Source organism: Escherichia sp. MOD1-EC6475 (genome assembly GCF_003046645.1).
GTDB classification, from domain to species: Bacteria; Pseudomonadota; Gammaproteobacteria; order Enterobacterales; family Enterobacteriaceae; genus Escherichia; species Escherichia ruysiae.
Map to the genome: position 1 here is coordinate 42,517 of NZ_PZKQ01000048.1, position 23,925 is coordinate 66,441.

General features: G+C 52.8%; 17 protein-coding genes and 1 tRNA gene. 13 read left to right on the top strand and 5 right to left on the bottom strand.

What is annotated here, in order from left to right; all coding sequences use genetic code 11:
• Nucleotides 1-19: 19 nt before the first annotated feature.
• Nucleotides 20-1,033 carry a tRNA (adenosine(37)-N6)-threonylcarbamoyltransferase complex transferase subunit TsaD gene (gene tsaD, locus A7589_RS15905; protein WP_001264373.1) on the bottom strand — a complete coding sequence of 338 codons (1,014 nt, stop codon included), beginning with the start codon at nt 1,031-1,033 and terminating at the stop codon, nt 20-22.
• A gap of 237 nt (nt 1,034-1,270) precedes the next feature.
• Between tsaD and rpsU the strand changes: the two genes are divergently transcribed.
• From rpsU to rpoD, 3 genes are all read left to right on the top strand, one after another.
• Nucleotides 1,271-1,486 carry a 30S ribosomal protein S21 gene (rpsU, locus tag A7589_RS15915; protein WP_001144069.1) on the top strand — a complete coding sequence of 72 codons (216 nt, stop codon included), beginning with the start codon at nt 1,271-1,273 and terminating at the stop codon, nt 1,484-1,486.
• Between the two features lie 110 nt (nt 1,487-1,596).
• Complete coding sequence (dnaG, locus tag A7589_RS15920; protein WP_000918842.1) at nt 1,597-3,342, top strand: DNA primase; 1,746 nt, start codon at nt 1,597-1,599, stop codon at nt 3,340-3,342.
• 194 nt (nt 3,343-3,536) lie between these two features.
• Complete coding sequence (gene rpoD / locus A7589_RS15930; RefSeq protein WP_000437367.1) at nt 3,537-5,378, top strand: RNA polymerase sigma factor RpoD; 1,842 nt, start codon at nt 3,537-3,539, stop codon at nt 5,376-5,378.
• Nucleotides 5,379-5,454: 76 nt separating this feature from the next.
• Here the strand turns inward: rpoD and mug are convergent, their stop codons facing one another.
• Nucleotides 5,455-5,961 (bottom strand): G/U mismatch-specific DNA glycosylase, encoded by a 507-nt coding sequence (mug, locus tag A7589_RS15935; protein WP_000227304.1) that lies wholly within the window; start codon nt 5,959-5,961, stop codon nt 5,455-5,457.
• A gap of 125 nt (nt 5,962-6,086) precedes the next feature.
• Between mug and A7589_RS15940 the strand changes: the two genes are divergently transcribed.
• Nucleotides 6,087-6,162 (top strand) — tRNA-Ile (locus tag A7589_RS15940).
• A 49-nt stretch (nt 6,163-6,211) separates the two neighbouring features.
• On the opposite strand, the gene nfeF is transcribed toward A7589_RS15940, so the two are convergent.
• Nucleotides 6,212-6,976, bottom strand: coding sequence for an NADPH-dependent ferric chelate reductase NfeF (nfeF, locus tag A7589_RS15945; protein ID WP_001065908.1), 765 nt, complete (start codon nt 6,974-6,976; stop codon nt 6,212-6,214).
• A gap of 276 nt (nt 6,977-7,252) precedes the next feature.
• Here nfeF and nfeR point away from each other — a divergent pair, with 276 nt between their 5' ends.
• A complete protein-coding gene (nfeR, locus tag A7589_RS15955; RefSeq protein WP_108188916.1) occupies nt 7,253-7,876 on the top strand; it encodes a DNA-binding transcriptional regulator NfeR in 624 nt (207 codons plus the stop codon).
• A 117-nt stretch (nt 7,877-7,993) separates the two neighbouring features.
• Here nfeR and aer read toward each other — a convergent pair whose 3' ends face one another.
• On the bottom strand, nt 7,994-9,514 hold the full coding sequence (gene aer / locus A7589_RS15960; RefSeq protein WP_016159749.1) for an aerotaxis sensor receptor Aer: 1,521 nt from the start codon (nt 9,512-9,514) through the stop codon (nt 7,994-7,996).
• Nucleotides 9,515-9,932: 418 nt separating this feature from the next.
• Between aer and ygjG the strand changes: the two genes are divergently transcribed.
• On the top strand, nt 9,933-11,312 hold the full coding sequence (gene ygjG / locus A7589_RS15970; protein WP_001309772.1) for a putrescine aminotransferase: 1,380 nt from the start codon (nt 9,933-9,935) through the stop codon (nt 11,310-11,312).
• A gap of 41 nt (nt 11,313-11,353) precedes the next feature.
• Here ygjG and A7589_RS15975 read toward each other — a convergent pair whose 3' ends face one another.
• Nucleotides 11,354-11,686: a tRNA-binding protein gene (locus A7589_RS15975; RefSeq protein ID WP_000450586.1), complete on the bottom strand. Its 333-nt coding sequence runs from the start codon at nt 11,684-11,686 to the stop codon at nt 11,354-11,356.
• A 217-nt stretch (nt 11,687-11,903) separates the two neighbouring features.
• Between A7589_RS15975 and ebgR the strand changes: the two genes are divergently transcribed.
• The 7 genes from ebgR (at nt 11,904) to fadH (ending at nt 23,921) form a co-directional block, all read left to right on the top strand.
• Nucleotides 11,904-12,887 (top strand): transcriptional regulator EbgR, encoded by a 984-nt coding sequence (gene ebgR, locus A7589_RS15985; RefSeq protein ID WP_108188917.1) that lies wholly within the window; start codon nt 11,904-11,906, stop codon nt 12,885-12,887.
• Between the two features lie 183 nt (nt 12,888-13,070).
• Entirely contained in the window at nt 13,071-16,163 is a 3,093-nt protein-coding gene (gene ebgA, locus A7589_RS15990) for a beta-galactosidase subunit alpha (protein ID WP_001082934.1), read from the top strand.
• Nucleotides 16,160-16,609: a beta-galactosidase subunit beta gene (locus A7589_RS15995; protein WP_001219942.1), complete on the top strand. Its 450-nt coding sequence runs from the start codon at nt 16,160-16,162 to the stop codon at nt 16,607-16,609. Before ebgA ends, A7589_RS15995 begins: the two co-directional genes overlap by 4 nt.
• A 62-nt stretch (nt 16,610-16,671) precedes the next feature.
• Entirely contained in the window at nt 16,672-18,105 is a 1,434-nt protein-coding gene (locus A7589_RS16000; protein WP_001285446.1) for an amino acid permease, read from the top strand.
• Nucleotides 18,106-18,238: 133 nt separating this feature from the next.
• A complete protein-coding gene (gene ygjJ / locus A7589_RS16005; RefSeq protein WP_108188918.1) occupies nt 18,239-19,309 on the top strand; it encodes a protein YgjJ in 1,071 nt (356 codons plus the stop codon).
• A gap of 16 nt (nt 19,310-19,325) precedes the next feature.
• Entirely contained in the window at nt 19,326-21,677 is a 2,352-nt protein-coding gene (ygjK, locus tag A7589_RS16010; RefSeq protein ID WP_000695508.1) for an alpha-glucosidase, read from the top strand.
• A gap of 225 nt (nt 21,678-21,902) precedes the next feature.
• Complete coding sequence (gene fadH / locus A7589_RS16015; protein ID WP_000121401.1) at nt 21,903-23,921, top strand: NADPH-dependent 2,4-dienoyl-CoA reductase; 2,019 nt, start codon at nt 21,903-21,905, stop codon at nt 23,919-23,921.
• Nucleotides 23,922-23,925: the final 4 nt, after the last annotated feature.

The following is a 23,925-nucleotide window of genomic DNA, read 5'->3' on the forward strand; positions in this document are numbered from 1 at the left end:
TCTCCGGCACCCGAGAGTTTTACGCAGCCGGTAACTCTGCCAGCGGCCAACGCGGACGCACGCTAACGCCGAGATCCGCCGTCGCGCCTGCTTTAAACCGCACCATTCCGGCATAGGCGATCATCGCACCGTTATCGGTACAAAATTCCGGACGCGCGTAGAACACTTCGCCGCGACGCTTTTTCATCATTTCCGCAAGTTTCGCCCGCAGCGTGCGGTTAGCACTCACGCCACCTGCCATTACCAGCCGCTTGAATCCGGTCTGATCCAGCGCACGCTTGCATTTAATCATCAGCGTATCGACCACCGCATCTTCAAAGGCGCGGGCAATATCGGCACGCGTCTGGTCGTCGGTGCCATTGTCACGAATCGTGTTCGCGGCGAAGGTTTTCAGGCCGGAGAAGCTGAAATCCAGCCCCGGACGGTCGGTCATCGGACGCGGGAAGACAAAGCGCCCGGCTGTACCCTGCGCCGCCATTTTCGACAGCAGCGGCCCGCCAGGATAATCCAGCCCTAACAGCTTCGCGGTTTTATCAAACGCTTCACCAGCGGCATCATCAATGGACTCGCCGAGCAGCTCATACTGACCAATGCCGGTAACGCTGATTAACTGCGTATGACCGCCGGAAACCAGCAATGCGACAAACGGAAATTCCGGCGGGTTATCTTCCAGCATCGGTGCTAACAGATGCCCTTCCATATGGTGCACCGGAATCGCCGGAACGTTCCAGGCAAACGCCAGAGAACGTCCCACGGTCGCACCAACCAGCAGCGCGCCGACTAATCCTGGGCCTGCGGTATAGGCCACGGCATCAATATCTTTTGCCGTCAAACTAGACTCTTTCAGCGCCGCCTGGATCAGCGGTACGGTTTTACGCACGTGATCGCGGGAGGCCAGTTCAGGCACCACGCCGCCATAGTCAGCGTGTAATTTCACCTGACTATACAATTGGTTGGCTAACAAACCTTTTTCATCGTCGTAAATGGCGATGCCGGTTTCATCGCAGGAAGTTTCAATACCCAGTACACGCATGACTTGTTTTACCTCGCTTTATTACCGCGCAGTGTAGGACCAATGCGGGTTGATGTAAAACTTTGTTCGCCCCTGGAGAAAGCCTCGTGTATACTCCTCACCCTTATAAAAGTCCCTTTCAAAAGAGGTCGCGGTGCTTTACAAAGCAGCAGCAATTGCAGTAAAATTCCGCACCATTTTGAAATAAGCTGGCGTTGATGCCAGCGGCAAACCGAATTAATCAAAGGTGAGAGGCACATGCCGGTAATTAAAGTACGTGAAAACGAGCCGTTCGACGTAGCTCTGCGTCGCTTCAAGCGTTCCTGCGAAAAAGCAGGTGTTCTGGCGGAAGTTCGTCGTCGTGAGTTCTATGAAAAACCGACTACCGAACGTAAGCGCGCTAAAGCTTCTGCAGTGAAACGTCACGCGAAGAAACTGGCTCGCGAAAACGCACGCCGCACTCGTCTGTACTAATTCCCTGAGAGCGTTGCTCTCCGATCAGACCGAGTTGTAGTTGTAAGGCCGTGCTTCCGAAAGGAATGCGCGGCTTATTTTCGTTTATGAATTGCTAAAAATCGGGGCCTATGGCTGGACGAATCCCACGCGTATTCATTAATGATCTGCTGGCGCGCACTGACATCGTCGATCTGATCGATGCTCGTGTGAAGCTGAAAAAGCAGGGCAAGAATTTTCACGCGTGTTGTCCCTTCCACAACGAGAAAACCCCGTCATTCACCGTTAACGGTGAGAAACAGTTTTACCACTGCTTTGGATGTGGCGCGCACGGCAACGCGATCGACTTCCTGATGAACTACGACAAGCTCGAGTTCGTCGAAACGGTCGAAGAGCTGGCGGCAATGCACAATCTTGAAGTGCCATTTGAAGCAGGCAGCGGCCCCAGCCAGATAGAGCGCCATCAACGGCAAACGCTTTATCAGTTGATGGACGGTCTGAATACGTTTTACCAACAATCTTTACAACAACCTGTTGCCACATCTGCGCGCCAGTATCTGGAAAAACGCGGATTAAGCCACGAGGTCATCGCCCGCTTTGCGATTGGTTTTGCGCCCCCCGGCTGGGACAACGTCCTGAAACGGTTTGGCGGCAATCCAGAAAATCGTCAGTCATTGATTGATGCGGGCATGTTGGTCACCAACGATCAGGGTCGCAGTTACGATCGTTTCCGCGAGCGGGTGATGTTCCCTATTCGCGATAAACGCGGTCGGGTGATTGGTTTTGGCGGGCGCGTGCTGGGCAACGATACCCCCAAATACCTGAACTCACCGGAAACCGATATTTTCCATAAAGGCCGCCAGCTTTACGGTCTTTATGAAGCGCAGCAGGATAACGCTGAACCCCAGCGTCTGTTGGTGGTCGAAGGCTATATGGACGTGGTGGCGCTGGCGCAATACGGTATTAATTACGCCGTTGCATCGCTGGGTACGTCAACCACTGCCGATCACATTCAGTTGTTGTTCCGTGCGACCAACAATGTCATTTGCTGTTATGACGGCGACCGTGCAGGTCGCGATGCCGCCTGGCGGGCGCTGGAAACTGCGCTGCCTTATATGACAGACGGCCGTCAGTTACGCTTTATGTTTTTACCGGATGGCGAAGACCCAGACACACTGGTGCGCAAAGAGGGTAAAGAGGCGTTTGAAGCGCGAATGGAGCAGGCAATGCCGCTCTCCGCGTTTCTGTTTAACAGCCTGATGCCGCAGGTTGATCTGAGTACTCCTGACGGGCGCGCACGTTTAAGTACGCTGGCGCTGCCGCTGATTTCTCAGGTGCCAGGAGAAACGCTGCGCATCTATCTTCGTCAGGAATTAGGCAACAAGTTAGGCATCCTTGATGACAGCCAGCTTGAACGATTAATGCCGAAAGCAGCAGAGAACGGCGTTTCTCGTCCTGTTCCGCAGCTAAAACGCACGACCATGCGTATACTTATAGGGTTGCTGGTGCAAAATCCAGAATTAGCGACGTTAGTCCCGCCGCTTGAGAATCTGGATGAAAATAAGCTACCCGGACTTGGCTTATTCAGAGAACTGGTCAACACTTGTCTCTCTCAGCCAGGTCTGACCACCGGGCAACTTTTAGAGCACTATCGTGGTACAAATAATGCTGCCACCCTTGAAAAACTGTCGATGTGGGACGATATAGCAGATAGGAATATTGCTGAGCAAACCTTCACCGACTCACTCAACCATATGTTTGATTCGTTGCTTGAACTGCGCCAGGAAGAGTTAATTGCTCGCGAGCGCACGCATGGTTTAAGCAATGAAGAACGCCTGGAACTCTGGACATTAAACCAGGAACTGGCGAAAAAGTGATTTAACGGCTTAAGTGCCGAATAGCGATCGGGAAGCCCCCGACAGCCGCACTGAGAGGCAGCGGCAATGATATAAGTACGCCCTCGTAATTATCGTTGGCGGTAAACAACCGTTGGATTTCAGTATTAACGTCTGAATGATATCCGGTCAATCGCCCAACACCAACCTCATGAAATAAGTGTGGATACCGTCTTATGGAGCAAAACCCGCAGTCACAGCTGAAACTTCTTGTCACCCGTGGTAAGGAGCAAGGCTATCTGACCTATGCCGAGGTCAATGACCATCTGCCGGAAGATATCGTCGATTCCGATCAGATCGAAGACATCATCCAAATGATCAATGACATGGGCATTCAGGTGATGGAAGAAGCGCCGGATGCCGATGACCTGATGCTGGCTGAAAACACAGCAGACGAAGATGCTGCCGAAGCCGCCGCGCAGGTGCTTTCCAGCGTGGAATCTGAAATCGGGCGTACGACTGACCCGGTACGCATGTACATGCGTGAAATGGGCACCGTTGAACTGTTGACCCGCGAAGGCGAAATTGACATCGCTAAACGCATCGAAGACGGGATCAACCAGGTTCAATGCTCCGTTGCTGAATATCCGGAAGCGATCACCTATCTGCTGGAACAGTACGATCGTGTTGAAGCAGAAGAAGCGCGTCTGTCCGATCTGATCACTGGCTTTGTTGACCCGAACGCAGAAGAAGATCTGGCGCCAACCGCCACTCACGTCGGTTCAGAGCTTTCTCAAGAAGATCTGGACGATGACGAAGATGAAGACGAAGAAGATGCCGACGACGACAGTGCCGACGATGACAACAGCATCGACCCGGAACTGGCTCGTGAAAAATTTGCTGAACTGCGCGCTCAGTACGTTGTAACGCGTGACACCATCAAAGCGAAAGGCCGCAGCCACGCTGCTGCTCAGGAAGAGATCCTGAAACTGTCTGAAGTATTCAAACAGTTCCGCCTGGTGCCGAAGCAGTTTGACTACCTGGTCAACAGTATGCGCGTCATGATGGATCGCGTTCGTACACAAGAACGTCTGATCATGAAGCTCTGCGTTGAGCAGTGCAAAATGCCGAAGAAAAACTTCATCACCCTGTTTACCGGCAACGAAACCAGCGATACCTGGTTCAACGCGGCAATTGCGATGAACAAGCCGTGGTCGGAAAAACTGCACGATGTCTCTGAAGAAGTGCATCGCGCCCTGCAGAAACTGCAGCAGATTGAAGAAGAAACCGGCCTGACCATTGAGCAGGTTAAAGACATTAACCGTCGCATGTCCATCGGTGAAGCGAAAGCCCGCCGTGCGAAGAAAGAGATGGTTGAAGCGAACTTACGTCTGGTTATTTCTATCGCTAAGAAATACACCAACCGTGGCTTGCAGTTCCTCGATCTGATTCAGGAAGGCAACATCGGTCTGATGAAAGCGGTTGATAAATTCGAATACCGTCGTGGTTACAAGTTCTCCACCTACGCAACCTGGTGGATCCGTCAGGCGATCACCCGCTCTATCGCGGATCAGGCGCGCACCATCCGTATTCCGGTGCATATGATTGAGACCATCAACAAGCTCAACCGTATTTCTCGCCAGATGCTGCAAGAAATGGGTCGTGAACCGACGCCGGAAGAACTGGCTGAACGTATGCTGATGCCGGAAGACAAAATCCGCAAAGTGCTGAAGATCGCCAAAGAGCCAATCTCCATGGAAACGCCGATCGGTGATGATGAAGATTCGCATCTGGGAGATTTCATCGAGGATACCACCCTCGAACTGCCGCTGGATTCTGCGACCACTGAAAGCCTGCGTGCGGCAACGCACGACGTGCTTGCTGGCCTGACCGCGCGTGAAGCGAAAGTTCTGCGTATGCGTTTCGGTATCGACATGAACACCGACCACACGCTGGAAGAAGTGGGTAAACAGTTCGACGTTACCCGTGAACGTATCCGTCAGATCGAAGCGAAGGCGCTGCGTAAACTGCGTCACCCGAGCCGTTCTGAAGTGCTGCGTAGCTTCCTGGACGATTAATCGGTAGGCCGGATAGGCGTTACGCCGCACCCGGCACTAGTCCCTCTGCACAAACGCCACCTTTTCGGTGGCGTTTTTATCGCCCACGCACCACCAGCGCCTGATCCAGTTCCCGATACGCCTCAACCAGTTTCTCCAGTGAAACGCGACTTAAACCGCTGGGATTCGGCAACACCCAAATCTGCGTCGAACCAATAGTGAGCGTTTGTTTCCCCCACTGTACGCCGCGCTGGCTGAATCCCTGTTCATATGCTTGTTTGCCCAGAATCGCCAACGCTTGTGGTTGGTAATCTTCAATTTTTTCAATTAGCTTACGCCCGCCTGCGTGCAGCTCCTGCTTTGAAACTTCATTGGCTTGCACCGTTGGACGGTCTACCAGTTTGGTAACGCCGCAACGATAATCCAGCAGATGCTGCGCTTCCTGCGGCTTCAACTGACGGTCGGTAAATCCGGCCTGATAAATCACCTTCCAGAAGCGATTTGCCGGATGGGCAAACGGAAAGCCAGACTCTGCGGAAGAAAGACCCGGATTGATGCCACAAAACACCACACGCAATCCTGGCGCAAGAATATCGTCAACCATATTAACTCCTGAACAACACAACTCGCAGGAAGTATAACGAATTGAAAACACATTGTTTATAAAAACAGCAGCCGCGCGCTAATGGCTGGATTGCAGCACGGAGTTACTTTATAATCCGCTACCATGGCCCCTTAGCTCAGTGGTTAGAGCAGGCGACTCATAATCGCTTGGTCGCTGGTTCAAGTCCAGCAGGGGCCACCAGATACAGCAAAGGCTGACGAGAAATCGTCAGCCTTTTTTCATATATCAATTACTTTGCGTGCCAGTAAGCCGCTGCGCGTACCCGCTGTGGGTCATATTGTTCCGCTTCAAAGCGGCGGCTTAAATTCTTAACCACCTTGCCTTCGCCGGTTATCCAGATGAAATAATCATCGGCAGGAATTTCCAGCTGTGCCAGACGCGCGTCCACCGCCTGCTCATCATGCGCCAGCCACTCGATGTTAAAACCGTCAAGGTGCGCGAGATAATCCTGACAGGCGTTATCCCGCACGCTGACCAGCGCGGTAACTTGCGGTTTAACGGCAAGTTTGCTCAACGTTTCCAGGCGTCGACGCAGTGCGGGCATTCCGGATTCATCACAGACATACACCTGATACGCGTAATCCTCCGGCACCACCAGTGAACCACGCGGTCCGACTACTGTGAGTTTATCGCCCGGTTGTGCCTGCATCGCCCAGCCGCTGGCGACACCACCGTCATGAATAAAGAAATCGATCGCCAGTTCATGGCGCTGCTCATCATACAGTGGCGTATAGTCGCGCGACGGTGGACGTGGCCCTTCCGGCCAGACGATACCCTCTTCAGTTACCGTTGGCGGTACAAAGTGAGCGCCAGGTTGAGGAAAGAAGAGTTTGCTGTGATCGTCAAAACCGCGCGACGTAAAACCGTCCAGCGCCTCGCCGCCGAGGACAATGCGCTGAAAACCGGCGCTGATGCGCTCAACACGTAACACGGTCAGTTCACGGAAGCGCAGATCATTGCGAACGCGTTGTGGGTAGCGGGGAGAGTTATTCATTGTTATCGCCTTCGTGATGGTAATCAGATATATCTAAATAAAATTCGCAAATGATAATGATTGTTAATCATGATAAATGCAAGCAATTTGTAGTACTGATATATCTGAAGTATGTGAAGTCATTCAGCACCGTAGCAAGGCTGCCGGATGCGGCGTGAACGCCTTATCCGGCCTACATGTTGAGTACATTTGCGTTTAAAAATCATTTTTGTACTTGCAGCAACTCACATATCAGATATAAATTAGATATATCTAATTAAGAAAAAGGAGGCTGATATGAGCCATCATCACGAAGGGTGTTGTAAACATGAAGGCCAGCCACGCCATGAAGGCTGCTGCAAAGGTGAGAAGTCAGAACACGAGCACTGCGGGCACGGTCACCAGCATGAACACGGTCAATGCTGCGGTGGTCGCCACGGTCGCGGCGGCGGTCGTCGGCAGCGTTTCTTTGGTCACGGTGAATTGCGACTGGTAATTCTGGATATTCTCTCGCGCGATGACAGCCACGGTTATGAGTTGATTAAAGCGATTGAGAATCTGACCCAGGGGAATTACACCCCAAGCCCTGGCGTCATCTACCCGACGCTGGATTTTCTCCAGGAGCAGTCGCTAATTACCATTCGCGAAGAGGAAGGCGGCAAGAAGCAGATTGCGCTGACCGAACAGGGCGCACAGTGGCTGGAAGAAAACCGCGAACAAGTAGAGATGATTGAGGAACGCATCAAAGCGCGTTGTGTTGGTGCGGCGCTGCGCCAGAACCCGCAAATGAAGCGGGCGCTGGATAATTTTAAAGCGGTGCTGGACTTACGCGTCAACCATAGCGATATCACCGACGCACAGATAAAAAAGATCATTGCGGTGATCGACCGCGCCGCTTTTGATATTACGCAACTGGATTAATCACCGATTGCCGGATGCGGTGTAAACACCTTATCCGCCTACCCACCCGTAGGCCTGATAAGATGCGCCAGCATCGCATCAGGCATTGTGTACCAACCGCCGAATGCGGCACACCGATTAATGCAGCACCGTCACCGCGTCTTCCAGTCGGCTGGCGCGGTGTTTCACCATTGCCGACACCTGCGCACTCTCTTCCACCAGTTCGGCGTTTTTCTGGGTGATCAGGTTAAGCTCATCTACCGCACGGGTCAGGCAGGAAAGCCCATCGGCCTGTTCCAGCGTTGAATGGCTGATCTGGGCGATCAACTGCGTGACGTTTTTTACCTGCACCACAATATCGTCCATCGTCCGTCCGGCGGCGTGTACCTGTTGCGAACCTGATTGCACCTTATCAGCACTGGCATCAATCAGCTTGCGAATATCGTTGGCAGCATTGGCGCTGCGGCTGGCTAAATGACGCACCTCACCCGCAACAACCGCGAAACCTTTGCCTTGTTCTCCGGCGCGTGCCGCTTCCACCGCTGCATTCAGGGCGAGGATATTGGTCTGAAACGCAATATCGTTAATCAGAGAAGTAATGGTGCCAATGCGCTGGGTACTATCAGCAATATCATCCATCGTCTTGATCACCGTGGTCATCGCTTCCCCGCCCTGCACCGCCGCATTACTGGCGGTAATAGAAAGTTTATCGGCAGCCGACGCCGTGGCAGAGTTCTGTTTTACCGACGCTGCCATCTGGTTCATGGTCGCCACCGTTTGCTGAACGTTATCTACCGTCTGCTGAGTATGCTCATTCAGTTCATCTGTGCCTTTCGCCAGCGTCTCGCTGCCGTTTCTGACGCTGGACACCTGGCTTGAGACATCATTAATCAACCAGCGGCACATCAGGCCAAGCTGCCCTACCGCGCGTAATGTCAGCCCCAGCTCATCGCTGCGATTCAAATGCTCAACACTATTACGTTCTCCGGTCGCCACCTTCAGTGCCTGACGGGCAACATTTTCTATCGGGCGCACTATCTGCCATTCAAAACAGACAGTTGCCAGCAACATCACTAACGCGCAGAGGAAATACGTCACCACCGGGGCAGCAACAAACCAAAGCATGGCCGCCAGCACGATAAACATCAGCGCCATCACTCCACGCGCCCGCCAGCGAAGCGGCAATGAAGGCAGTTTTCCCAGCCAGCCTTTACGCACCACCAGACCTTTATGAATACGCTTATTTGTGCGTCCGGCATTCAGCGCCTTGTACAGCGGCTCTACCGCTGCGATCTCGTCATCCGTCGCCCGCGTGCGAATCGACATATACCCACTAATTTTGCCCTCGCGCACCATCGGCACCACATTCGCTCGCACCCAGTAATGATCGCCATTTTTGTGCCGATTTTTCACAATACCACTCCAGGGTTCCCCCTGTTTCAGGGTGTACCACATATCAGCAAACGCCGCTTTCGGCATATCCGGATGGCGCACCATGTTATGCGGCTGCCCCTGTAGCTCTTGCAAGGTATAGCCGCTAACCTGCACAAAAGTGTCATTAGCATGTGTGATATAGCTTTGTAGATTGGTAGTAGACATCAGAGTGGTATCGTCAGCCAGCGGGATATTTTGCTGGGTGACATACGGATGAGAAGACATAATCGCGTCCTGTGCAGGTTATATTGTTGTTAACTTCTTGTCAGAAGTTATGTCGGCTCCGGTGCGGTTATCTTTAGTGGTTTAATTTGATTTAGATCGCAATTTTCGATTAAAGCACAAAACCTAATTCCTTGATTTAAAATACTTTCATTTGGGTACTATCCCGGCACGTTTATTATATTGCCCAACAATCAGGCAATTATTGCCCTGGCATGGTGCATTTACTCCTTGATAACAGGAGGTGCGCCCGATAAAAATCGTGCAAAATAACAACAATGGTTAACAATTGGAATTAAATGTTGCGTAAATGATAGCGTAATTTGTGTTTATCCCGATTTTCGCGATCGCAACCGGAGTGGCGCAATCCCTGCAATACTTAAATCGGTATCATGTGATACGCGAGCCTCTGGAGCATATTTTGAACAGGTTACCTTCGAGCGCATCGGCTTTAGCGTGCAGCGCCCACGCCCTGAATCTCATAGAGAAGCGAACGCTGGATCATGAGGAGATGAAAGCACTTAACCGCGAGGTGATTGAATACTTCAAAGAGCATGTCAATCCGGGGTTTTTAGAGTATCGCAAATCTGTTACCGCCGGCGGGGATTACGGAGCCGTAGAGTGGCAAGCGGGAGGTTTAAATACGCTTGTCGACACCCAGGGACAGGAGTTTATCGACTGCCTGGGAGGTTTTGGAATTTTCAACGTGGGGCACCGTAATCCAGTTGTGGTTTCCGCCGTACAGAATCAACTTGCGAAACAACCGCTGCACAGCCAGGAGCTGCTCGACCCATTACGGGCGATGCTGGCGAAAACCCTTGCTGCGCTAACGCCCGGTAAACTGAAATACAGCTTCTTCTGTAATAGCGGCACCGAGTCCGTTGAAGCGGCGCTGAAACTGGCGAAGGCTTATCAGTCACCGCGCGGCAAGTTTACTTTTATCGCCACCAGCGGCGCGTTCCACGGTAAATCGCTTGGCGCGCTGTCAGCCACGGCGAAATCGACCTTCCGCAAACCGTTTATGCCGCTGCTGCCAGGCTTCCGTCATGTACCGTTTGGCAATATCGAAGCCATGCGCACGGCTCTTAGCGAGTGCAAAAAAACCGGTGATGATGTGGCTGCGGTGATCCTTGAGCCGATTCAGGGCGAAGGTGGCGTCATTCTGCCGCCGCCGGGCTATCTCACCGCCGTGCGTAAGCTGTGCGATGAGTTCGGCGCACTGATGATCCTCGATGAAGTGCAAACAGGCATGGGGCGTACGGGCAAGATGTTCGCCTGCGAGCATGAGAACGTTCAGCCGGACATCCTGTGTCTGGCGAAAGCCCTCGGCGGCGGCGTGATGCCAATTGGCGCAACTATTGCTACCGAAGAGGTGTTCTCAGTCCTGTTCGACAACCCGTTCCTGCATACCACCACCTTTGGCGGCAACCCGCTGGCCTGTGCGGCGGCGCTGGCGACCATCAATGTGTTGCTGGAACAAAACTTACCGGCTCAGGCTGAACAAAAAGGCGATATGTTGCTGGACGGTTTCCGTCAACTGGCGCGGGAATATCCCGATCTGGTACAGGAAGCGCGTGGTAAAGGGATGTTGATGGCGATTGAGTTTGTTGATAACGAAATCGGCTACAACTTTGCCAGCGAGATGTTCCGCCAGCGCGTGCTGGTTGCCGGCACGCTCAACAACGCCAAAACGATCCGCATTGAACCGCCACTGACGCTGACCATTGAACAGTGTGAACTGGTGATCAAAGCGGCGCGTAAGGCGCTGGCGGCCATGCGAGTAAGTGTCGAAGAAGCGTAATATCAAATCGGATGGCGATGCAACGTCGCCATCCGATCTCTTTATACGATTCGCACGCCCGCAGGCATCATCCGTTCCGGCGTTAACAGCACGCTTTCACTGCCGTCATCGGTTTCCGCACACAACAGCATGCATTCCGAGGTTTCACCGCGCATTTTCGCTTTTTGCAGATTGCACAAGACCACCACCGTTTTCCCCATCAGCTCTTCTTCGCTGTAGTACGGCACCAGGCTGGTCACGGTTTGCAGCGTTTTTTCCCCCACATCAACCTGTACGATGTACAGCTTGTCGGCGTTTTCATGGCGTTTCACATCCACAATTTTCCCGACGCGCATTTCCAGACGTGCAAAATCAGCGTAAGCCACGGTTTCCATTGTTCCCTCCTTCAAGTAAAATTTTACTAAACTATAGCAAAGGTTTTTCTCAATCCTGTAGGCTAAAAATGGAGAATGCAGGCGTGATCACATTCGTGAGCCGCTGTGTTACCGTTACAGCGTCAAAGAAACGCGCTTTATTTACTGAAAACAGGTGACCCGATAAGCACTTCCTCTACAATGGAGACGCACATCAGGGAAAGTAAAAAAGGTAAACATGGCAACACTAAAAGACATCGCAATCGAAGCTGGCGTATCCCTGGCGACAGTATCCAGGGTCTTAAATGACGATCCGACGTTGAATGTGAAAGAAGAGACGAAACATCGCATTCTCGAGATCGCCGAAAAGCTGGAGTACAAGACCAGTAGCGCCCGTAAACTACAGACAGGCGCAGTCAACCAACACCATATTCTGGCTATCTACAGCTACCAACAGGAGCTGGAGATCAACGATCCTTACTATCTGGCGATCCGCCACGGCATTGAAACCCAGTGCGAAAAGCTGGCGATCGAACTGACCAACTGTTATGAACACAACGGCTTGCCGGACATTAAAAACGTCACCGGCATTTTGATTGTCGGCAAACCCACGCCTGCCCTGCGCGCCGCCGCCAGCGCATTGACCGACAATATCTGTTTTATCGACTTTCACGAACCCGGCAGCGGTTACGATGCGGTGGATATCGATCTGGCACGCATCAGTAAGGAAATCATCGACTTCTACATCGATCAGGGCGTTAATCGTATTGGTTTTATTGGCGGCGAAGATGAGCCTGGCAAGGCGGATATTCGTGAGCTCGCCTTTGCGGAATATGGCCGACTGAAGCAAGTGGTACGCGAAGAGGACATCTGGCGCGGCGGTTTTTCCAGTTCGTCGGGCTATGAACTGGCAAAGCAAATGCTGGCGCGGGAAGACTACCCGAAGGCGTTGTTTGTCGCTTCTGATTCCATTGCTATCGGCGTACTGCGGGCAATTCATGAACGCGGCCTGAACATCCCGCAGGATATTTCGCTTATCAGCGTCAACGACATCCCCACCGCGCGATTTACCTTTCCGCCGCTCTCAACCGTGCGCATCCATTCCGAAATGATGGGAAGCCAGGGCGTTAACCTGTTGTATGAAAAGGCTCGCGATGGTCGCGCGCTGCCGCTGTTAGTGTTCGTTCCCAGCAAATTAAAACTGCGCGGCACCACCCGCTAAATCCCCTTACACACTGTCCGGCAATTGTTTTTGCCGGACAGTGCTGCCGTTTATTTTCGTGATCCAGTTAAAGTAAATGCATTTACCTGCTACTTTTTAGTAAAAATTTTACTAAACTCCCCAGCAATTACACAAACTACCATCACCACGAATGGTTCCGATTTCTCTCTACCGGGAGGCCCTATGAATCGCTGGGAAAACATTCAGCTCACCCACGAAAACCGACTTGCGCCGCGTGCGTACTTTTTTTCATATGATTCTGTTACGCAGGCGCGTACCTTTGCCCGCGAAACCAGCAGCCTGTTTCTGCCCTTAAGCGGTCAGTGGAATTTCCATTTTTTTGACCATCCGTTGCAAGTGCCAGAAGCCTTCACTTCCGAGTTAATGACTGACTGGGGGCACATCACCGTCCCCGCCATGTGGCAAATGGAAGGCCACGGCAAACTGCAATATACCGACGAAGGTTTTCCGTTCCCCATCGATGTGCCATTTGTCCCCAGCAATAACCCAACCGGTGCCTATCAACGTATTTTCGCCCTCAGCGACGGATGGCAGGGCAAGCAGACACTGATTAAATTTGACGGCGTCGAAACCTATTTTGAAGTTTACGTTAACGGTCAGTATGTGGGTTTCAGCAAGGGCAGTCGCCTGACCGCAGAGTTTGACATCAGTGCGATGGTTAAAACCGGCGACAACCTGTTATGTGTGCGCGTGATGCAGTGGGCGGATTCCACCTACGTGGAAGACCAGGATATGTGGTGGTCGGCAGGGATCTTCCGCGATGTTTATCTGATCGGTAAACAACCGACGCATATTAACGATTTCACCGTGCGCACCGACTTTGACGAAGCCTATTGCGATGCCACTCTCTCCTGCGAAGTGGTGCTGGAAAATCTCGCCGCCTCCCCTGTCGTAACGACGCTGGAATATACCCTGTTTGATGGCGAACGCGTGGTGCACAGCAGCGCCATTCCTCATCTGGCAATTGAAAAAATAACCAGCGCCAGCTTTGCTTTTACTGTCGAACAGCCGCAGCAATGGTCGGCAGAATCTCCTTATCTTTACCATCTGGTCATGACGCTGAAAGACGCCGACGGCAACGTTCTGGAAGTGGTGCCACAACGCGTCGGCTTCCGTGATATCAAAGTGCGCGACGGTCTGTTCTGGATCAATAACCGTTATGTGATGCTGCACGGCGTCAATCGTCACGACAACGATCATCGCAAAGGCCGCGCCGTTGGGATGGATCGCGTCGAGAAAGATCTTCAGTTGATGAAACAGCACAACATCAACTCCGTGCGTACCGCTCACTACCCGAACGATCCGCGTTTCTACGAACTGTGTGATATCTACGGCCTGTTTGTGATGGCGGAAACCGACGTCGAATCGCACGGCTTTGCTAACGTCGGCGATATCAGCCGCATAACCGACGATCCGCAGTGGGAAAAGGTCTACGTCGAGCGCATCGTTCGCCATATTCACGCGCAGAAAAACCATCCGTCGATCATCATCTGGTCGCTGGGCAACGAATCCGGCTATGGCTGTAACATCCGCGCGATGTACCACGCGGCGAAGGCGCTCGATGACACGCGTCTGGTGCATTACGAAGAAGATCGCGATGCTGAAGTGGTCGATATTATTTCCACCATGTACACCCGCGTGCCGCTGATGAATGAGTTTGGTGAATACCCGCATCCGAAGCCGCGCATCATCTGCGAATACGCTCATGCGATGGGGAATGGACCTGGCGGGCTGACGGAATATCAGAACGTCTTCTATAAGCACGATTGCATTCAGGGACATTATGTCTGGGAATGGTGCGACCACGGGATCCAGGCGCAGGATGACAACGGCAACGTCTGGTATAAATTCGGCGGCGATTACGGCGACTATCCCAACAACTATAACTTCTGTCTTGATGGTTTGATCTATTCCGATCAAACGCCGGGACCAGGTCTGAAAGAGTACAAACAGGTTATTGCGCCGGTAAAAATCCACGCGCTGGATCTGACTCGCGGCGAGCTGAAAGTAGAAAATAAACTGTGGTTTACCACGCTTGATGACTACACCCTGCACGTAGACGTGCGCGCCGAAGGTGAAACGCTCGCGACGCAGCAGATTAAACTGCGCGACGTTGCACCAAACAGCGAAGCGCCATTGCACATTACGCTGCCGCAACTGGACGCCCGCGAAACGTTCCTCAACATTACAGTGACCAAGGATTCCCGTACCCGCTACAGCGAAGCCGGACACCCTATCGCCACTTATCAGTTCCCGCTGAAGGAAAACACCGCGCAGCCAGTGCCTTTCACTCCAAATAATGCGCGTCCGCTGACGCTGGAAGACGATCGTTTGAGTTGCACCGTTCGCGGCTACAACTTCGCGATCACCTTCTCAAAAATGAGTGGCAAACCGACATCCTGGCAGGTGAATGGCGAGTCGCTGCTGACCCGCGAGCCAAAGATCAACTTCTTCAAACCAATGATCGACAACCACAAGCAGGAGTACGAAGGGCTGTGGCAGCCGAATCATTTGCAGATCATGCAGGAACATCTGCGCGACTTTGCCGTAGAACAGAGCGATGGTGAAGTGTTGATCATCAGCCGCACGGTTATAGCCCCGCCGGTGTTTGACTTCGGGATGCGCTGCACCTACATCTGGCGCATCGCTGCCGATGGCCAGGTTAACGTGGCGCTTTCCGGCGAACGTTATGGCGACTATCCGCACATCATTCCATGCATCGGTTTCACCATAGGGATTAACGGCGAATACGACCAGGTGGCGTATTACGGACGCGGGCCGGGCGAAAACTACGCCGACAGCCAGCAGGCTAACATCATCGATATCTGGCGCAGTAACGTCGATGCCATGTTTGAGAACTATCCCTTCCCGCAGAACAACGGCAACCGTCAGCATGTTCGCTGGACGGCGCTGACAAATCGCCACGGCAACGGTCTGCTGGTGGTTCCGCAGCGCCCAATTAACTTCAGCGCCTGGCACTACACCCAGGAGAACATCCACGCCGCGCAACACTGCAACGAACTTCAGCGCAGTGATGACATCACCCTGAATCTTGACCACCAGCTGCTTGGCCTCGGCTCCAACTCCTGGGGCAGCGAGGTGCTGGACTCCTGGCGCGTCTGGTTCCGTGACTTCAGCTACGGCTTTACGTTGCTGCCGGTTTCTGGCGGAGAAGCCACCGCGCAAAGCCTGGCGTCGTATGAGTTCGGCGCAGGATTCTTTTCCACGAATTTGCACAGCGAGAATAAGCAATGAGGATCATCGATAACTTAGAACAGTTCCGCCAGATTTACGCCTCTGGCAAGAAGTGGCAACGCTGCGTTGAAGCGATTGAAAATATCGACAACATTCAGCCTGGCGTCGCCCACTCCATCGGTGACTCATTGACCTACCGTGTGGAAAATGACTCCGCGACCGATGCGTTATTTACCGGGCATCGTCGTTATTTTGAAGTGCATTACTACCTGCAAGGGCAGCAAAAGATTGAATATGCGCCGAAGGAGACATTACAGGTAGTGGAATATTATCGCGATGAAACTGACCGTGAATATTTAAAAGGCTGCGGAGAAACCATCGAGGTTCACGAAGGGCAAATCGTTATTTGCGATATCCATGAAGCATATCGTTTTATCTGCAATAACGCGGTCAAAAAAGTCGTTCTCAAAGTCACCATCGAAGATGGTTATTTCCATAACAAATAACAACTACGGCGGCAAAAGGAGTTTGCCGCCACCGCTACCCTACTCATTTTCGGAGATGTGTTATGTCTGATACCAAACGTAATACAATCGGCAAATTCGGCTTGCTCTCGCTGACTTTTGCCGCCGTTTACAGCTTTAACAACGTTATCAATAATAATATTGAGCTTGGACTGGCCTCGGCGCCGATGTTTTTCCTCGCAACGATTTTTTATTTTATCCCTTTCTGTCTGATCATCGCAGAATTTGTCTCGTTAAACAAAAACTCGGAAGCCGGTGTCTACGCGTGGGTAAAAAGCTCGCTGGGCGGACGTTGGGCATTTATTACTGCCTATACCTACTGGTTCGTAAACCTGTTCTTTTTCACCTCGCTGTTGCCGCGCGTTATTGCTTACGCTTCATATGCCTTCCTCGGCTACGAATATATTATGACGCCGGTTGCTACCACCATTATCAGTATGGTGCTGTTCGCCTTCTCCACCTGGGTTTCTACCAACGGGGCGAAAATGCTGGGGCCAATCACCTCCGTGACCTCAACGCTAATGCTGCTGTTAACGCTCTCCTACATTTTACTGGCAGGTACGGCGCTGGTTGGCGGCGTACAGCCTGCTGACCCCATCACTGTTGACGCGATGATCCCGAACTTCAACTGGGCGTTCCTCGGCGTTACCACCTGGATCTTTATGGCCGCAGGTGGCGCGGAGTCCGTCGCGGTGTACGTTAACGACGTCAAAGGCGGTTCGAAATCGTTCGTTAAAGTGATCATCCTCGCCGGGATTTTCATTGGCGTACTGTATTCCGTCTCCTCGGTGCTGATTAACGTCTTCGTCAGCAGCAAAGAGTTGAAGTTTACCGGCGGATCGGTACAGGTATTCCACGGCATGGCGGCGTATTTTGGTCTGCCGGAAGCGTTAATGAATCGCTTTGTTGGCCTTGTTTCCTTTACTGCGATGTTCGGTTCCCTGCTGATGTGGACCGCAACGCCGGTGAAAATTTTCTTCTCCGAAATCCCGGAAGGCATCTTTGGTAAGAAAACCGTTGAACTGAACGAAAACGGCGTTCCGGCGCGCGCAGCGTGGATCCAGTTCCTGATCGTCATCCCGCTGATGATTATCCCGATGCTCGGCTCCAATACCGTGCAGGATCTGATGAATACCATTATTAATATGACCGCCGCAGCGTCCATGCTTCCGCCGTTATTCATCATGCTGGCTTACCTGAATTTACGCGCCAAATTAGATCACCTGCCACGTGATTTCCGTATGGGTTCCCGCCGCACCGGTATTATCGTTGTTTCAATGCTGATTGCGATATTTGCCGTAGGGTTTGTCGCTTCGACATTCCCGACTGGTGCGAATATTCTGACTATCATCTTTTATAACGTCGGCGGTATTGTCATCTTCCTCGGCTTTGCGTGGTGGAAATATAGTAAATATATAAAGGGACTCACAGCTGAAGAGCGCCATATTGAAGCGACGCCAGCCAGCAATGTTGATTAAGCAGACTAATAAAAAATGAGCAGGCATTTTCCCTCTTCCTGGATGGGGAGAGGGAAAATAGTTTCTGCCTTTATATTTTTATAATTACAACGATAAAAGGCTGTATTTTTTCTTTAGCTCATGGATTAACACAATGAAATTAATCACTGCACCATGCAGAGCATTACTTGCTCTGCCGTTTTGCTACGCCTTTTCTGCGGCAGGAGAAGAAGCACGTCCAGCAGAACATGACGACACAAAAACACCCGCAATTACCTCGACATATTCTCCTTCATTTCGTTTTTACGGCGAATTAGGGGTTGGTGGATATATGGATTTAGAGGGTGAGAATAAACATAAATATAGTGACGGCACCTATATTGAAGGTGGCCTGGAGATGAAGTACGGCTCCTGGTTCGGCCTGATTTACGGCGAAGGCTGGACCGTACAGGCCGACCACGCCGGTAATGCCTGGGTGCCTGACCATAGCTGGGGTGGTTTCGAAGGTGGGATTAACCGTTTCTATGGCGGTTATCGCACCAATGATGGCACCGAAATCATGCTCAGTCTGCGTCAGGATTCCTCACTGGATGACCTGCAATGGTGGGGCGACTTCACCCCCGATCTGGGCTACGTCATTCCCAATACCCGCGACATTATGACCGCGCTGAAGGTGCAGAACTTAAGCGGCAACTTTCGTTATAGCGTCACCGCCACACCTGCCGGACATCATGACGAAAGCAAAGCCTGGCTACATTTTGGCAAGTACGATCGCTACGACGACAAATACACCTATCCGGCAATGATGAACGGTTACATCCAGTATGACCTTGCCGAAGACATCACCTGGATGAACGGTCTGGAAATCACCGACGGCACTGGACAACTCTATCTCACGGGCCTGCTTACCCCTAACTTTGCCGCTCGCGCCTGGCACCATACCGGACGCGCCGACGGGCTGGACGTACCGGGAAGTGAAAGCGGGATGATGGTGAGCGCCATGTATGAAGCGTTAAAAGGCGTTTATCTCTCCACCGCTTACACCTACGCCAAACATCGCCCTGACCACGCTGACGATGAAACCACCTCTTTCATGCAGTTTGGTATCTGGTACGAATACGGCGGCGGACGTTTCGCAACGGCTTTTGATAGCCGCTTCTACATGAAAAATGCCTCTAACGATCCCAGCGACCAAATCTTCCTGATGCAATATTTCTACTGGTAATAAGGACTGTAATTTCATGAAAATCAAAACTATTTTAACGCCAGTAACCTGCGCTCTGCTGATAAGTTTTTCCGCCCATGCCGCTAACGCCGACAATTATAAAAACGTGATTAACCGTACTGGCGCGCCGCAGTACATGAAGGATTACGATTACGACGATCACCAGCGTTTTAATCCGTTTTTCGATCTCGGAGCCTGGCATGGTCATCTGTTGCCAGACGGCCCGAACACCATGGGCGGTTTTCCGGGCGTTGCGCTGCTGACGGAAGAGTACATCAACTTTATGGCCAGCAATTTCGACCGCCTGACCGTCTGGCAGGACGGTAAGAAAGTCAACTTCACGCTGGAGGCATACAGTATTCCCGGCGCGCTGGTGCAAAAACTGACAGCAAAAGATGTGCAGGTTGAAATGACCCTGCGCTTCGCCACGCCGCGCACCTCACTACTGGAAACCAAAATCACCAGCGATAAACCGCTGGATCTGGTGTGGGATGGCGAGCTGCTGGAAAAACTGGAAGCGAAGGAAGGGAAACCGCTTTCCGATAAAACCATTGCTGGCGAGTACCCTGATTATCAACGCAAAATCAGCGCCACCCGTGATGGCCTGAAAGTCACCTTTGGCAAAGTGCGCGCCACCTGGGATCTACTGACCTCCGGCGAATCGGAATATCAGGTGCATAAATCCCTGCCAGTGCAGACTGAAATCAACGGCAATCGCTTTACCAGTAAGGCGCATATCAACGGGTCAACGACGCTCTATACCACCTATTCCCATCTGCTGACCGCCCAGGAAGTTAGCAAAGAGCAGATGCAGATCCGCGATATTCTGGCGCGTCCGGCGTTTTATCTCACCGCCTCGCAGCAACGCTGGGAAGAGTATCTGAAGAAAGGGTTAACCAATCCGGATGCGACGCCGGAACAGACGCGCGTCGCGGTGAAAGCAATCGAGACGCTTAACGGTAACTGGCGCTCGCCTGGAGGTGCGGTGAAATTTAACACCGTCACACCGTCGGTGACCGGGCGCTGGTTCTCCGGCAATCAGACCTGGCCATGGGATACCTGGAAGCAGGCGTTTGCGATGGCGCATTTCAATCCAGACATCGCCAAAGAGAATATCCGCGCGGTCTTCTCCTGGCAGATCCAGCCCGGCGACGCCGTGCGTCCGCAGGATGTGGGATTTGTCCCCGACCTGATTGCGTGGAACCTTAGCCCCGAGCGCGGCGGTGACGGCGGCAACTGGAACGAACGTAACACCAAACCCAGCCTTGCCGCCTGGTCGGTGATGGAAGTGTACAACGTCACCCAGGATAAAGCCTGGCTGGCAGAGATGTACCCAAAACTGGTGGCCTATCATGACTGGTGGTTACGTAACCGCGATCACAACGGCAACGGCGTGCCGGAATATGGCGCGACCCGCGATAAAGCCCACAACACCGAGAGCGGCGAGATGCTGTTTACGGTGAAAAAAGGCGACAAAGAAGAGACGCAGTCTGGGTTGAACAACTACGCCCGCGTGGTGGAGAAAGGCCAGTACGACAGTCTGGAAATTCCGGCACAGGTTGCTTCGTCGTGGGAATCGGGGCGTGATGACGCCGCCGTCTTTGGTTTTATCGACAAAGAACAATTGGATAAATATGTCGCTAACGGCGGCAAACGTAGCGACTGGACGGTGAAATTCGCCGAAAACCGCAGTCAGGACGGAACGTTGCTGGGCTACTCGCTATTGCAGGAGTCGGTGGATCAGGCCAGCTATATGTACAGCGATAACCATTATCTGGCGGAGATGGCAACCATCCTCGGTAAGCCGGAAGAGGCCAAACGCTATCGTCAGTTGGCACAGCAGCTCGCGGACTACATCAACACCTGTATGTTCGACCCGACTACACAGTTCTACTATGACGTGCGCATTGAAGATAAACCGCTGGCGAACGGCTGCGCGGGCAAACCGATAGTCGAGCGCGGTAAAGGGCCGGAAGGCTGGTCGCCGCTATTTAACGGTGCGGCAACGCAGGCCAATGCCGACGCGGTGGTGAAAGTGATGCTCAATCCTAAAGAGTTCAACACCTTTGTACCGCTGGGAACGGCGGCGTTAACCAATCCGGCTTTTGGCGCTGATATCTACTGGCGTGGGCGCGTATGGGTGGATCAGTTCTGGTTTGGTCTGAAAGGGATGGAGCGTTACGGTTATCGTGATGATGCCCTGAAGCTGGCGGATACGTTCTTCCGGCACGCCAAAGGATTAACCGCCGATGGCCCAATTCAGGAGAATTACAATCCGCTGACCGGCGCGCAGCAAGGGGCACCCAATTTCTCCTGGAGTGCCGCGCATTTGTATATGTTGTATAACGATTTTTTCCGTAAGCAGTAATTTGCAACGGCTGGCGGATACGGCGTAAACGCCTTATCCGCCCTGGTTGTACGCTCCCTCAGGTCGGATAAAGCGCGACAAGCGTCGTATCCGGCATTTCCAATGGGCGTATTCTTTTTGAATCCCATCACAAACCCCGCACTCCCCTTTTCCCTTTTCTCCGGCGACGGCTAAATTAGAACTCATCCGACCACATAACAATTATTTTACATACTGGACAATTTTATGAGCTACCCGTCGCTGTTCGCCCCGCTGGATTTAGGCTTCACCACGTTAAAAAACCGAGTACTGATGGGTTCAATGCACACGGGGCTGGAGGAATACCCGGACGGCGCTGAACGGCTGGCAGCGTTTTATGCTGAACGCGCCCGTCACGGCGTGGCGCTGATTGTCAGCGGCGGCATTGCGCCAGATTTCACAGGCGTTGGCATGGAAGGCGGCGCAATGCTCAATGACGTCAGTCAGATCCCGCACCATCGCACCATTACTGAAGCGGTGCATCAGGAAGGCGGCAAAATCGCCCTGCAAATTTTGCATACCGGGCGCTACAGCTACCAGCCACATCTGGTGGCACCTTCCGCATTGCAGGCTCCCATCAACCGTTTCGTTCCCCATGAGTTAAGCCATGAAGAGATCCTGCAACTGATCGACAATTTCGCCCGCTGCGCGCAACTGGCGCGGGAAGCCGGATACGATGGCGTAGAGGTGATGGGTTCCGAAGGGTATTTGATCAACGAATTTCTGACTCTGCGCACCAATCAGCGTAGCGACCAGTGGGGCGGTGATTACCCTAACCGGATGCGGTTTGCCGTAGAAGTAGTGCGTGCGGTGCGCGAACGCGTCGGCAACGACTTCATTATTATCTACCGGCTGTCGATGCTCGACCTGGTAGAAGGCGGCGGGACTTTTGCCGAAACGGTACAACTGGCGCAGGCCATCGAAGCGGCTGGCGCAACCATTATCAACACCGGCATTGGCTGGCATGAAGCGCGTATTCCGACCATCGCCACGCCCGTGCCGCGCGGCGCATTTAGCTGGGTCACGCGCAAACTGAAAGGTCACGTCTCGCTGCCGCTGGTGACCACCAACCGGATTAACGATCCGCAGGTTGCCGACGATATTCTCTCGCGCGGCGATGCCGATATGGTGTCGATGGCGCGACCATTTCTCGCCGATGCGGAGTTGCTGTCAAAAGCGCAATCGGGACGAGCCGATGAGATCAACACTTGTATTGGCTGCAATCAGGCCTGCCTCGATCAGATCTTCGTTGGCAAAGTCACCTCGTGCCTGGTGAATCCTCGCGCCTGCCATGAAACCAAAATGCCAATCCTTCCCGCCGCGCAGAAAAAAAATCTGGCGGTGGTCGGTGCCGGTCCGGCGGGGCTGGCGTTTGCCATTAACGCGGCGGCGCGTGGTCATCAGGTAACGTTGTTTGACGCTCACAGTGAGATCGGCGGTCAGTTTAATATCGCCAAACAGATCCCTGGCAAAGAGGAGTTTTACGAAACGCTGCGCTACTACCGGCGGATGATCGAAGTGACGGGCGTGACGCTGAAACTCAATCGCACCGTGACGGCGGATCAGTTACAGGCGTTCGATGAAACGATCCTCGCCAGTGGGATCGTACCGCGCATTCCGCCCATCGATGGTATCGATCATCCGAAGGTGTTGAGTTATCTGGATGTACTGCGCGACAAAGCGCCAGTGGGCAACAAAGTCGCCATTATCGGTTGTGGCGGGATTGGTTTTGATACGGCGATGTATCTCAGCCAACCTGGTGAATCTACCAGCCAGAATATTGCCGAGTTCTGCACAGAATGGGGCATCGACAGCAGCCTGCAACAAGCCGGTGGCTTAAGTTCGCAAGGTATGCAGATCCCCCGTAGCCCACGACAGATTGTGATGCTCCAGCGCAAAGCCAGTAAACCGGGTCAGGGGCTGGGTAAAACCACAGGCTGGATCCATCGCACCACCCTGCTCTCGCGAGGCGTGAAAATGATCCCTGGCGTAAGTTATCAGAAGATTGACGATGACGGACTACATGTGGTGATCAACGGTGAACCGCAAATTTTGGCGGTAGATCATGTGGTGATCTGCGCGGGGCAGGAGCCAAACCGCGCGCTGGCACAACCCTTAATCGATGCAGGAACAACTGTGCATTTGATCGGTGGCTGCGACGTGGCTATGGAGCTGGACGCACGCCGAGCGATTGCCCAGGGAACACGGCTTGCGCTGGAGATTTAAACCG